The sequence below is a fragment of the Anthropogastromicrobium sp. genome (assembly GCF_037349415.1).
GTDB classification, from domain to species: Bacteria; Bacillota; Clostridia; order Lachnospirales; family Lachnospiraceae; genus Anthropogastromicrobium; species Anthropogastromicrobium aceti.
This window is the reverse complement of record NZ_JAXWCK010000060.1, coordinates 12,712-25,828: the sequence shown is the minus strand read 5'-3', so window position 1 is coordinate 25,828 and position 13,117 is coordinate 12,712. Positions and strand designations below refer to the sequence as shown.

Annotated in this window: 12 protein-coding genes; 10 read left to right on the top strand and 2 right to left on the bottom strand. The window is 42.9% G+C overall.

The genetic code is table 11. The features are described from left to right. Positions 1–3 precede the first annotated feature (3 nt). From WJP93_RS13450 to WJP93_RS13435, 4 genes are all read left to right on the top strand, one after another. Positions 4–732, top strand: coding sequence for a J domain-containing protein (locus WJP93_RS13450; RefSeq protein WP_337548751.1), 729 nt, complete (start codon positions 4–6; stop codon positions 730–732). A 174-nt stretch (positions 733–906) separates the two neighbouring features. Beyond that, the gene (locus WJP93_RS13445) at positions 907–2,325 is read left to right on the top strand and encodes an MBOAT family O-acyltransferase (protein ID WP_337548750.1); all 1,419 of its coding nucleotides are present in this window, start codon (positions 907–909) and stop codon (positions 2,323–2,325) included. Positions 2,326–2,350: 25 nt separating this feature from the next. Further along, entirely contained in the window at positions 2,351–3,802 is a 1,452-nt protein-coding gene (locus tag WJP93_RS13440; RefSeq protein ID WP_066563285.1) for a DHHW family protein, read from the top strand. A gap of 34 nt (positions 3,803–3,836) precedes the next feature. Further along, entirely contained in the window at positions 3,837–4,313 is a 477-nt protein-coding gene (locus tag WJP93_RS13435) for a small multi-drug export protein (RefSeq protein ID WP_066563291.1), read from the top strand. A 191-nt stretch (positions 4,314–4,504) separates the two neighbouring features. Here WJP93_RS13435 and sigG read toward each other — a convergent pair whose 3' ends face one another. Beyond that, on the bottom strand, positions 4,505–5,281 hold the full coding sequence (gene sigG, locus WJP93_RS13430; protein ID WP_066563292.1) for an RNA polymerase sporulation sigma factor SigG: 777 nt from the start codon (positions 5,279–5,281) through the stop codon (positions 4,505–4,507). 196 nt (positions 5,282–5,477) lie between these two features. Between sigG and WJP93_RS13425 the strand changes: the two genes are divergently transcribed. The 6 genes from WJP93_RS13425 (at position 5,478) to WJP93_RS13400 (ending at position 11,614) form a co-directional block, all read left to right on the top strand. Beyond that, the gene (locus tag WJP93_RS13425; protein ID WP_227101704.1) at positions 5,478–6,128 is read left to right on the top strand and encodes an HAD family phosphatase; all 651 of its coding nucleotides are present in this window, start codon (positions 5,478–5,480) and stop codon (positions 6,126–6,128) included. Positions 6,129–6,208: 80 nt separating this feature from the next. After that, on the top strand, positions 6,209–7,999 hold the full coding sequence (gene pepF, locus WJP93_RS13420) for an oligoendopeptidase F (RefSeq protein ID WP_262537126.1): 1,791 nt from the start codon (positions 6,209–6,211) through the stop codon (positions 7,997–7,999). 14 nt (positions 8,000–8,013) lie between these two features. Beyond that, positions 8,014–8,784: a nitroreductase family protein gene (locus WJP93_RS13415; protein WP_337548749.1), complete on the top strand. Its 771-nt coding sequence runs from the start codon at positions 8,014–8,016 to the stop codon at positions 8,782–8,784. Between the two features lie 63 nt (positions 8,785–8,847). Next, positions 8,848–10,080 (top strand): D-alanyl-D-alanine carboxypeptidase family protein, encoded by a 1,233-nt coding sequence (locus WJP93_RS13410; RefSeq protein ID WP_337548748.1) that lies wholly within the window; start codon positions 8,848–8,850, stop codon positions 10,078–10,080. Between the two features lie 26 nt (positions 10,081–10,106). Beyond that, positions 10,107–10,349, top strand: coding sequence for a DUF3343 domain-containing protein (locus WJP93_RS13405; RefSeq protein WP_337548747.1), 243 nt, complete (start codon positions 10,107–10,109; stop codon positions 10,347–10,349). Between the two features lie 11 nt (positions 10,350–10,360). Next, entirely contained in the window at positions 10,361–11,614 is a 1,254-nt protein-coding gene (locus WJP93_RS13400) for a polysaccharide deacetylase family protein (protein WP_337548746.1), read from the top strand. A 78-nt stretch (positions 11,615–11,692) separates the two neighbouring features. On the opposite strand, the gene WJP93_RS13395 is transcribed toward WJP93_RS13400, so the two are convergent. Then, positions 11,693–13,087: an aminopeptidase gene (locus tag WJP93_RS13395; RefSeq protein WP_337548745.1), complete on the bottom strand. Its 1,395-nt coding sequence runs from the start codon at positions 13,085–13,087 to the stop codon at positions 11,693–11,695. Positions 13,088–13,117 lie beyond the last annotated feature (30 nt).

The window sequence follows — 13,117 nt, the reverse complement described above, 5'->3', positions numbered from 1 at the left end:
TTTATGGATCCATATCAGGTTTTAGGAGTGTCCCGCGATGCGTCGGACGATGAGATAAAAAAGGCATACCGGAATTTGAGCCGAAAGTACCATCCGGATGCGAACATCAATAATCCAAACAAGGCACAGGCCGAGGAGATGTTTAAAAAGGTACAGGCGGCATATGACCAGATCATGAAAGAGCGTCAGTATGGAGGCCATGGAACAGCAGGCAGCCAGTATGGACCAGGCAGTTCCCACTACGGTGGTTACTCAGGTGGCTACGGAAACTCTTCCTATGGAGGCGGTTCCTATCGAAATGGCTCTGAGTATGGAGATTTCGGCGGATTTGGAGGTTTTGGTGCGTCGGACCGCGAGGAAGAGCCTCGTATGCAGGCCGCACGAAACTTTATAAACTCAGGTCATTATCAGGAAGCATGTAATGTATTAAATTCCATTCAGGAACGAAATGCAAGATGGTATTATTACAGCGCGATTGCAAATTCAGGTATCGGAAATCAGATCAATGCGCTTGAGTATGCAAGAAAGGCAGTACAGATGGAGCCGGGAAATGCCGAGTATCGTCAGCTTGTGAGCCGTCTTGAGAACAATGGCAGATGGTATGCCGACAGAGGTACCCAGTATGGCTTTGGCACAGACGGGCGCTCAAATTGTCTGTCAGATCTTTGCTGCTGCATGTGTGCTTCAAGTATGTGTGGAGGCGGCTTCATGCCATGCTTTTTCTGTATTTAAATATTTATTGAAAATTTAGGCTGCAGACGCTGTAAAAGACGTTTGCAGCTTTTTTCTTAACAATTTTTTACGGTTGTGCAAAGATAAAGTTATTGACTTGACAAACCTATGTTGATTTAATAAAATGGCTCTGTATGTTAAATTAAGAAATAATTAAGGAGAAGGGATAAAGCGATGGTCTTTTCAAGTCTTTTGTTTGTGTTTTTATTTCTGGCATTAAACCTTGTCTGTTACTATTCGGTAAAGACGATTCGTCAGAAAAATATTGTACTGCTCGTATTTTCGCTCATTTTCTATGCGTGGGGCGGTGCTGCATATTTGCTTTTGCTTGCCGGAATGGCATTTTGGAGCTGGCTGTGTGCACTTATGATTGAAAAAAATGAGGAGCAAAAAACAAGAAAGCTTTGGATGTGGGCAGAGTGTCTTGTTTTGCTTGGTCTTCTTATCTTTTTCAAGTATATGAATTTCCTTACAGGAAATTTGAGCGCACTGATTGGTTTTCCAAAAGAGGCAACTAAGATTATTCTTCCAATCGGTATTTCCTTCTATACCTTCCAGCTGCTTTCATATGTAGTAGATGTATATAGAAAGGAAGTTGCTGCACAGCAGGCATATTGGAAGCTTCTTTTATACTGCAGCCTTTTCCATCAGTGCATTGCAGGTCCGATTGTACGTTATCAGACAGTTGCAGCAGAAATTGATGACAGAAAGGTAACACTTACAGATCTGACTAATGGTATTCGCCGTTTTTCAATTGGTCTTGCAAAGAAGGCAATTTTAGCAAATGGCTGTGCTTCTGTTGCTGATACACTTCTTGCTAATACACAGAGTGCGACAACAGCAGGGCTTTGGCTTGGAATGCTCTTTTACATGCTTCAGATTTATCTTGATTTTTCTGCATACTCTGATATGGCCATTGGTATGGGACAGATGGTAGGCTTCCATTATCTTGAAAACTTCAATTATCCATACAGCTCAGTGTCTGTACAGGATTTCTGGAGAAGATGGCATATCTCACTTAGCAGCTTTTTCCGTGATTACGTGTATATCCCGCTTGGTGGCAGCAGAGGAGGAGATCTTCTGACTGTGCGCAATATGTTCATTGTGTGGGCACTGACAGGAATTTGGCATGGCGCAAGCTGGAACTACATATTGTGGGGACTTTATTTCTTCGTATTTCTTGTATTGGAGCGATTTGTGTTAAAGAAGGTGCTCGAAAGACTGCCAAGAGCAGTAGGATGGATCTATGCAATGCTTGTAGTATACTTCGGCTGGGTATTATTTAAATTTGAGAATATGGCAGAGCTTGGAAACGTTCTTTCGGGTATGTTTGGTTTTGGTCATATGGCTGGAAATCTTTCCACACTCTATACATTGTTAAATAATATTTTCCTTCTTATAATTTCCATTATCGCAGTATTCCCAATTGGAAAGAATCTGCGTATGGCGGCATATCGCTATGAAAATAAAAGGAAAAAGGTTCCAACACTTTTGTACTATTTGGATGCAGTTACACCGGTAATATTGATTTTGCTGTCGCTTTTGGCACTTGTCGGAGACAGCTACAATCCATTCTTGTATTTCCAGTTCTAATTTAAGTCCGAAAGAAAGGTTTGTCATGGATAAAAAAGAAAAAGAAGAATTTATGAAACAAAAACGAGCGGCCTATAAAAAGGCTAGAACGTTTGGATTGTTTTTATTTATTGTGGTAATGGCATTTTGCTGTATTCTCGGATTGATGATTCCTGTTCGTCCAAAGGAATCGGTACTAGAAAAAAGAGAGTTAGCAAAGTTTCCGCAAATTACTGTTTCAGGTGTGTTAGATGGAAGTTACTTTTCTGATATTTCCACATGGTACTCTGATTCCTATCCGCTTCGTGATGTGTGGATGTCAGGAAGCAATGCTATGAAAAAACTTTATGGAATAAAAACAAAGCAGATTGTATCAAATAAGGGCACAGCAGATGAGATTCCAGTTGTGACAAAAAATGAAAATGAAGAGACATCTGAGGCTGTTACAGAAGAATCAGAGCAGGAATCTGTTCAGACAGAAGTAACTACAGCGCTAGCAGAAAGTACACCGGCCAAGGCAACAGCACCGGCACAGATTGTGCTTCCGACAGATGATCCGTCATATTCACTTCCTGCTATTACAGGTCAGACATTAAATGGTGTTTATGTAGAGGGAGATACTGGTTACGGTATGTATTTCTTTAACCAGCAGGCAGCTACAACATATATTGATATGGTTAACCGCACTGCAGATACCTTTGCAGGTACAGCAAATGTGTATACTATGCTTGTTCCAAACAGCGAAGCTTTTTATCTGACAGATGAGGAGCGTGCGCAGTTAGAGCCGGATTGGAGAAACGAGAAGGCGGCAACTGATTATTATGTGGCAAGCTTTAACTCAAATGTTAAAAATATTGATATTTACGATGTGCTTGCAGCTCATACAGATGAGTATATTTATTTTAGAACAGATCACCACTGGACAGGACTTGGTGCATATTATGCTTACACTGCGTGGGCACAGGAAAAGGGCGTAGATGCGCATGCGCTTGAAGAATATGAGCAGGTAACATTCCCAGGCTTTACAGGTTCATATTACACAGAGACGCAGGCAGCAGCAATGGAAGCAAATCCAGATACAGTCATTGCATATAAACCGCTTACATGTGACAGAATGACATTTACAGATACTGATGGAAATACCTTAAACTGGCCTATCATAAACGATGTATCAGGCTATCGCAGTACACAAAAGTACAGCTGTTTTGCAGCAGGAGATCAGCCATTTAGCTATATTGAAAACCCAAATGTCGCAAATGGACAGGCATGTATTCTTGTAAAGGAATCATATGCAGATGCATTCGTTCCGTATTTAACAGATCATTATCAGTTTATTTACTGGTTTGACTACAGAGAATACAACGGAAATATTACAGAATATATTCGTACTGTCACACAGACAGAGGGAATAAATACGGTCGATATAATGTTCTTAAATGGACTAGATCCAATCAGTTCGATTGAGTCAATGAACCGCTTAAACAGTCTGATGCAGTAACGCACACAGCCGTTAACAGATACGGCGGAAAGGTATGGTTATTTTATTTATGCAGTATTTGATTATTTTTCTGATTTCCATGGTGCCGCTCATTGAGTTAAGAGGTGCAATTCCGTATGCAATTGGATTTAAACTTCCGCTATTGCCATCTTACATCATCTGTATCCTTGGAAATATGCTTCCAGTGCCATTTATCTTTTTATTTGCAAGAAAGATTCTCGTGTGGGGAAGTGATAAAAAGTACATTGGCGGCTTCTTCAACTGGTGTCTTAAAAAAGGAGAGAAAGGCGGAAAGAAGCTTCAGGAAAAGGCAGGAAGAGGCCTTTATGTGGCACTGTTTTTGTTTGTAGGAATACCGCTTCCGGGAACAGGCGCATGGACAGGAACACTTGCAGCAAGCCTTCTTGATATGGATTTTAAAAAGAGCACACTTGCTGTTATGTGTGGTGTCGTGCTGGCAGGCATCATTATGGGATTAGTAAGCGGAGGCGTGTTCTCCTTCATTCGGTAAGCTTAAAGGATGCCCACGAATTGCTACGTTACTTCGTAACTCTCGCAATTCTAAAAATATTCGGATTCGCTGATTTTCTTCGAAAATCGCTGCATTCTCATATTTTAGCGGGTCCCAAGCTCAAAATCCCTGTCGTGCAAGCATGATCGGATTTGTAGCTTTTGACCCTGGCATCCTATGTAGGGGGTATCTCAGCTGAGATATCCCTTCATTGTTTTTAAGGCACTTTTTTCAAGGCGAGAGACCTGTGCCTGGGAAATGTGTATTTCCTGTGCAATCTCCATCTGAGTCTTTCCTTCATAAAAACGCATTTTGATAATGCGCTGCTCCCGCTTAGGGAGCTTTTTTAATGCCTCACAAAGTGCAATCTCCTGAACCCAGTTATCCTCTTTATTTTTCTTATCACTGATTTGATCCATGACATAGAGCGTGTCACCGCCGTCACTGTAAACGGGCTCATAAAGACTGAGCGGACTTTGAATCGCATCAAGCGACTGAATAATTTCCTCGCGGTTGATGCTTGTACGCTCAGCAATCTCATCAAGAGTTGGCTCACGGTCAAGCTCCCTTGTCAGTGCTTCCCTTGCGGAAACAGTTTTATAAGCGATATCGCGAAGGGAACGAGAGACACGTATACTGTTATTGTCCCGCAAAAAGCGTCTTACCTCACCGATGATCATCGGAACTGCGTAGGTTGAAAATTTAACCTGATGACTAAGATCAAAATTGTCAATTGCCTTCATTAAGCCAATGCAGCCGATCTGAAACAAATCATCAATATTTTCACCGCTTGAAGAAAAGCGGCCAATCACACTTAAAACGAGACGTAAATTTCCAGTAATGTAAAGCTCACGTGCCTGTTGATCTCCATTTTTGATTCGGTGGAACAAAGTTTCCTTCTCACTGCTGTCAAGCAGAGGCAACGTTGCCGTGTTGACTCCGCAGATTTCCACTTTGTAGCCTGCCATCTGTATCCTTCCTTTCCGCAGCAGTCGCTGCCGCCATAAATTATGCATTAAAAGGATGCACAGAAAGAAGGGGCTTTATACGCGCGTTTATTGCGAAAGACTTTCGGTGCAGGAAAATACCTTGCAATTAAAAATAAAATTCTGTATGATTATAGTGTGGGGCAGCAAAACGTCCCGTGCTGCAAAGGAGAAAATTATGGATACTGTCTTTTTTGACATGGATGGAACACTGATTGACACAGAAAAATATTACAATGTGTGTTGGTGTGAAGCAATTGCAAAATTTGGTTATACCATTACAAAAGAAGAGGCACTTGACCTTAGAAGTCTTGGCCGGCCGCATGTGTATCGCTTTTTTGAAGAAAAATATGGAAAGGGTTTTCCGTATGATGAAATGCGCGCATATAGAAAAAAGATCATGGAAGAAATGCTTAAACGAGATGGCATTACTGTAAAGCCCGGTGCAAAAGAAATTCTTTTATGGCTAAAAAGCCGTCAGATACGCTGCATGATCGCAACGGCAACAGATCTTGAGCGCACAAACCGTTACCTTGAAATGGCAGGATTGTCATCTTATTTTGACGAAATAATAAGTGCTGTTATGGTAAAAAACGGAAAGCCGTCACCAGATATTTATCAGCTTGCATGTGAAAAAGCAGGCCGTATACCGTCAGATTGTATTGCAATCGAGGATTCGCCAAATGGTGTACGTGCTGCGGCCGCAGCAGGATGCCGTGTTTTCATGATTCCTGACTTAGATGAGCCAGATGAGGCAACGCGCGCGCTGTGCGAAGGAGTTTTTCCTAGTTTGTCAGAGCTTCGCACGCACTTTGTAAAAATTTTGTAAGTTGCAAGTAACCGTTTTCTGCGGTATGATAGAATAATGTAAGGGCAAAAAGCTCTAAAATTTTTTGAAGGGAAGCATATATGGAAGTAAAAGATAGAAAAGATATTGATGTAAAAGATACATGGAACCTTGAAAGCATTTATGCAAACAATGAATTGTGGGAAGAGGATTACGCCGCTCTTGAAAAGGACGCAGCAGAATTTGCAAAGTTAAAGGGGGCAATTGAAGCAGACGTTAGTAAGATCCCGGCAGTTCTCGATGCTTACTATGGACTGCATCGCCGTTTAAGCAAATTGAGTGTTTACGCAAGAATGCGCTTTGATCAGGACACGACAGACAGCACTTACCAGACAATGTCAGCAAAGATCGGCAGCCTTGGCGTAAAGATTGGCGCAGCTAGTGCCTTTGTAGAGCCGGAGATTCTTTCTTACAGCAAGGAGCAATTAGAAGCTGCAGAAAAAGAAAATGAGCGCACTGCTTATTATGGAAGAAAGATTGAAGAGATGCTTCGCGGACAGGAGCACACATTAGATGCAGAAAAGGAAGAGCTTTTAGCTGCAGCAGGAGACATGGCAGAGGCACCAGATGATATTTTCAGCGTGTTAATGAATGCTGATATGAAGTATCCTGATATCGTGCTTGAGGACGGCACACATCTGCCGCTGACAAACAGCACATATATTTCCTACATGGAGTCACCAGACCGTGCAGTAAGAGAAGGTGCATTTAAGACACTTTACGGTCAGATTGCAAGCTTAAAGAATACATTTGCAGCAATATACCGCGGCAACTTAAAGCAGGCAAAATTTTATGCACAGTCAAGAAAATATTCATCAGCACGTGCTATGTATTTGGCAGATTCAAATGTGCCAGAGAGCGTTTATGACAACTTATTAAGTGCTGTTCACGAGGCACTTCCTATGATGTACCGCTACGTTGCTGTTAGAAAGAAAGTGCTTGGCGTAGACAAGCTTCACATGTATGATGTTTACACACCAATCGTTGCCGCACAGAATCAGACATACGAGTTTGAGCAGGCAAAGCAGATGGTGCTTGAGGCATTAAAGCCGATGGGAGAGGATTATCTTTCTCATGCGCGTGAGGGTCTTGAAAACCGCTGGATTGATATTTATCCAAACAAGGGAAAGAAAGGCGGCGCATACTCTTGGGGCTGCTACGACTCACAGCCATTCATACTGCTAAACTACACAAAAAATCTTGACAGCGTATTTACACTGATTCATGAGATGGGTCATTCCATTCATTCCTACTATTCAATAACTGCACAGGATTACGCATACTCTGATTACAAGATCTTTGTAGCAGAGGTCGCTTCTACATGCAATGAGTGCTTATTGATGCATGATCTTTTGGAAAAGACAACAGATAAGGAGCAGAGAAAATATCTGTTAAATCATTATCTGGACAGCTTTAAGGGAACATTGTTCCGTCAGACGATGTTTGCTGAGTTTGAGAAGACTGCACATGATTACTGTGCACAGGGAAAGCCTCTGACAGCAGAAGCATTAAGTCAGATGTATCTGGAATTAAATCAGAAGTATTTTGGACCAGATATGGAAAAGGATGAGGAGATTGCATACGAGTGGATGCGTATTCCTCATTTCTACACACCATTCTACGTATATCAGTATGCAACAGGATACTCCGCAGCAGTTGCGTTGTCTGCAAAGATCTTAAAGGAAGGAAAGCCGGCAGTAGATGCCTACATGAGCTTCTTAAAGGGCGGTGAGAGCAAAGATCCGATTGATCTTTTAAAGATGGCTGGTGTAGATATGACAACAGAAAAGCCGGTAGCCGATGCACTGGCATTATTTGGAGAGTTAGTAGCAGAGTTGGAAGCACTTGTCTGAAAGGCTGGTGAAACATGACACAATACGAAGCAATAGGCAGACGCCATTCCGTCAGGCGTTTTCAGATGACGGCAATTGATCCGCATATTATGAAGCAGATTAATTGCTTTATTCAGACACTTGCACCGCTGCATCCGCAGGCAGCGTACAGGATCGCCGTTGTGGAGGCATACAATACACAAAAGCATGTTTTTAAAGGCATGTTTTTGGTGCAGGCACCATATTATCTGGTGCTTTCAGCAAAGGATCATCCATTTGCGGCAGTCAATGCCGGATATGTGATGGAGCAGCTGGTTTTATATCTGGTATCAAAGGGCTTTGCTACATGTTATCTTGGAGATGCAAAGTCAAAGCCGGATCTTGACCAGTATCAGCCGATGATTGTTGTAGCATTTGGAAAGGCGGCGGCCACAGCAGTAAAAAAGCCGGCTAGCCGCAAAAAATTAACAGAGCTTGTGAATCAGCCGCCGGTAGCGCAGCAAAATGCCCGAAAGATTATCGAGGCAGCAAGGATTGCGCCATCTGCATTCAATCTCCAGCCTTGGCGTTTTATGCCGCAGGATGGGAAAATTCATGTCTTTATGAAAAAAGAAAGTCTTATGCAGACAAAGCGAATGAAAGAGCTGACGCTTCTTGACATGGGTATTGCTATGTGTCATATGGCGCTTGCGGCAGAAGAACTTTGGCTTGATTGGCGTCTGTCAAGAGAAGATACGTCAAAGGAGCCGATATGGAAGGGCTGCCAATATGTGGCAACACTTTACTATGAGATAAAAAGCTTTTGATTTTGTTTGTTCATAAAATTTTCGCGCCGCGCATAAAGTATGTTAGAAAATGCAAAGCGGTGGGTGAATCCTATAAACACAAGTAATAAAGCAAAGAAAATAAGACGAAGCATGATGGCAGGACTGGCAACATTTGCTGTGGCAATCCTGCTGTTTGCACAGATCGTGTTGTCTGCGGATGAAGCAAAAATGCCAGCGCAGGAATCACTCTATGCCAGATCAGCTGCATTAATTGATGGAGATACTGGCAGACTGCTTTACGGTAAGGAGGAAGATGTGATCCTGCCTATGGCAAGCACGACAAAGATTATGACATGTATTCTTGTGCTTGAGATGATGGAGCCAGAAGAAATATGCACAGCATCTGCCTATGCTGCCTCACAGCCGCAGGTGCATCTTGGCGTGCAAAAAGGCTGGTCATTTCGCTGCGAGGATCTCTTATATTCATTGATGTTAGAAAGCCATAACGATACGGCTGTTATCTTAGCAGAGGCAGCTGCAGGAAGTGTAGAGGGCTTTGCTACATGGATGAATAAAAAGGCAAAAGAGATCGGGCTTAGCCAGACACATTTTGTAACACCAAACGGGTTAGATAATGAGGCACATTATACAACGGCAAGAGAGCTTGCGCTTCTTCTTCGCTATTGCATTCGTACCTCGCCAAAAAGCAAAGAATTTTTAAAGATCACGCGTACAGCGCAGTATGAATTTACCGATACGACAGGTGCTTATTCATTTTCAGTGTATAATCATAACGCATTTTTGCAGATGATGGACGGTGCACTGACAGGGAAGACAGGATTTACAGGAAAAGCAGGGTATTGTTATGTCGGTGCCCTAGAAAGAGATGGGCGTCTTTATATAGTATCGCTTCTTGCATGCGGTTGGCCGGGAAATAAAAGCTATAAATGGGCTGATACAAAAAAGCTTATGAACTATGGGCTGTCAGCTTATGAAACAAAAAAGCTTGAGACACCGGCAGTACCCAAAATGAGCGCATCAGTTATTGATGGTGTATATGACTGGACTAAGCAGACAAAGTCACAGGTAAAGTTAATCTGTCCCGATGCACCAGATAAATATCAGGTGCTTGCAAAAGATGGAGAGAAAATTGAAATTCAAATCAGAGCCAGAAAAGAGCTTGCATCGCCCGTATTAGAAGATGAAGTTTGCGGTGAAGTCTCCTTTTGGCTTAGTGAGGTATGTTTAGGTACATATCCAATTTATCCGGAACAGGCAGTAGACAAACGCGCATTTGTCTGGTATATTATGCGTGTACTTTCTTTGCTGCTGTAATTTGTAGAAAAATCAGGCGGTATAAGGTGAGTAGATTAAACAGAGAAAAAAAGTTGATGGTTGTATTTCCTACAACGACAGATGCCATGCATATGCAGCAGGCAGCCACAAAGTATAAGCTTCCAGGTCGCATGATACCGCTTCCGGGCGGAATAGAGGCTGGATGTGGGCTTGCATGGTGCACATTGCCAGAACAAAAAAATATGCTTGAGGCATTGACAGAAGAGCTTGGAATTAACACACAAGGTTTTTTTGAAAAGGAATGGTGAAAGGAACAATGATGAGAAATTGGAAATTGAGAAGCAGTGTAATTGTACTTGCAGCAGTAATGATGGCTTCGTCAGGCTGCGGCAAAAAAAATAATGATACAGCAAGTCTTCCGCAGCTGCCAAGCCAGACACAAACACAAGAACAAACAATTGAGCAGACTATACCTGTAACGACAGAGGAAGAAGCAATTCCAGTTCCGGTAGCGCCAGGAGAAGTGAATGTATCGTCATCTTCGTCAGCAAGCGCGTCAAGCTTGGCAGCTGCATCGTCACAGGCTGTACAGGCAGAAGATGGCTACGAGCCGCGAGATGAAGAAGTTTATGCGACACAAAAGGTTAATATTCGCGAGACAGCTTCTACAGACGCAGCAAAGGCAGGCTCTCTTGAGGCGGGTGCATCCATTCACAGAATAGGCTACACTGCAGAGTGGAGTAAGGTAGAATATAACGGTACAACATGTTACATTGCAAGTGAATATCTTTCAGATAAGGCACCAGAAACTGTAAATCAGCAGGTACAGGCACCAAGCGCAGCTACGGAGCTTTGGAGTGGTGATTTAGGTACACTCAGTACAAATGAGTTCAGCGGAATTGCAGACTATAGGGATCGCGATGCGTTAAATGTTCCGAATGGATGCTATTACTTAAAGAAGCTGTATGGAAAGTATAATGCAAAGTTTATTGAAGATACATCAAAGAAAGTAATTTATCTTACTATGGACGAGGGATATGAGGCAGGCTTTACACCTCAGATTCTTCAGACACTTCGCGAGAAGAACGTAAAAGCAACCTTCTTTGTCACAAAAGAATTTTATGACAGCAATCCAGAGTACATTAAACAGATGATTGATGAAGGTCACACTGTAGGAAATCACACCTGCAACCACAAGAATATGCCATCGCTTTCACTTGAGGAGCAGACAAACGAGATCATGGTTCTTCACAACCTGGTTAAAGACAACTTTGGTTACGAGATGAAGCTGTTTAGATTCCCAGAGGGTTCTACAAGTGAGCAGTCATTAGGTCTTGTAGAAAGCCTCGGCTACCAGAGCGTATTCTGGAGCTTCCACTATTTAGATTACAACTCCGATGCTCAGAAAGATCCGGCAGAGGCATTGCAGCTTTGCATGGACAGCATTCATCCTGGTGCAATCTATCTGCTTCATGCAAAGTCAGCGACAAACACACAGATCCTTGGAGAATGGATAGATGCAGTGCGCGCCGCAGGCTATGAATTTGGAGGTGGACTGCCGACTACGTGGTAACCATAAAAAAATCCCCTGATAGAGGAGAAATCCTCTACCGGGGGATTTTTTGTGTGTTTAAAATTTGAGTAATTTTATTTACTTCTCTGCGCGAAGGAATGCCTCGTATCCGCGACATGTCTCGTAAACGTCGATCTTACTTACAACTTCCCACGGTGCGTGCATGTTAAGAACCGGAACGCCACAGTCGATAACTTCCATGTTCAGGTTTGCAAGGATATAAGCGATAGTTCCGCCACCTCCCTGGTCAACCTTTCCAAGCTCGCTAGTCTGGAAGAATACGCCTGCATCGTCCATTACCTTTCTAAGGTAAGCGATATACTCTGCATTAGCATCATTGCAGCCGCTCTTTCCGCGAGCACCGGTATACTTATTGAATGTGAAGCCTCTTCCACAGAAAGCACTGTTCTTTCTCTCATTTACCTCTGGGTAATTTGGATCAAATGCAGCACTTACGTCAGATGAGAGCATCTTGGAGTTTTTCAGACAGCGGCGAAGAATAAGATCGCTGTATGATGCGCTAGTCAGTGCAATAAGCTCAGCAACGATATTCTCGAAGAAACGGGAATGCATACCAGTAGCACCGTTGCTTCCAACCTCTTCCTTATCAACAAGCAGACAGCAGCTTGTATGTACAGGATTCTCTACCTTGAGCATAGCAGCAAGAGAAGTGTAGGAGCATACACGGTCATCATGGCCATAGCCCATGATCATGCTGCGGTCAAGTCCATAATCTCTTGCAGGACCAGCCGGAACGATCTCAAGCTCAGCAGACAGGAAATCTTCTTCCTCAATGTCATACTTTTCCTTTAACATAGAAAGGATCAGCTCCTTAACAGGCTCCTTGCAGTCATCAGAAGCATTCATAACAGGACGGCTTCCAACAGTCAGATTTAACTTCTCGCCCTCGATTGCCTTAGAGAGAGTCTTTGCCATCTGATCACCAGATAAGTGAATCAAAAGATCAGAGATACCAAGTACCGGATCAGACGGATCCTCACCGATTACAACATTGACAACAGTGCCGTCCTTCTTTGCAACAACGCCGTGAAGAGCAAGCGGAAGAGCAACCCACTGATATTTCTTGATTCCGCCATAGTAGTGTGTATCAAGAAGAGCAAAATCCTCATCCTGATAAAGCGGATTCTGCTTAACATCAATACGAGGAGAGTCAATGTGTGCACCAAGGATATGCATACCCTTTTCCATCGGCTCAGTACCAACTACAAATAAAGCAATTGTCTTGCCCATGTTGTTAGCATAAACCTTATCGCCAGCCTTTAATGGTGTACCAGCCTCGATACAGTCATTTAAGTTCTTGTATCCAGCAGCCTCAGCCAGACGAATACTTTCCTCTACGCACTCACGCTCTGTCTTGCAGTCGGAGATGAATTTGATATAATCAGTGCAGAGTGCATTTACCTGTGCGAGCTTTGCTTCATCGCAGGATTTCCATGCATTTTTACGTTCCATAACAAATACTTCCTTTCTTTTTGGGAAAAC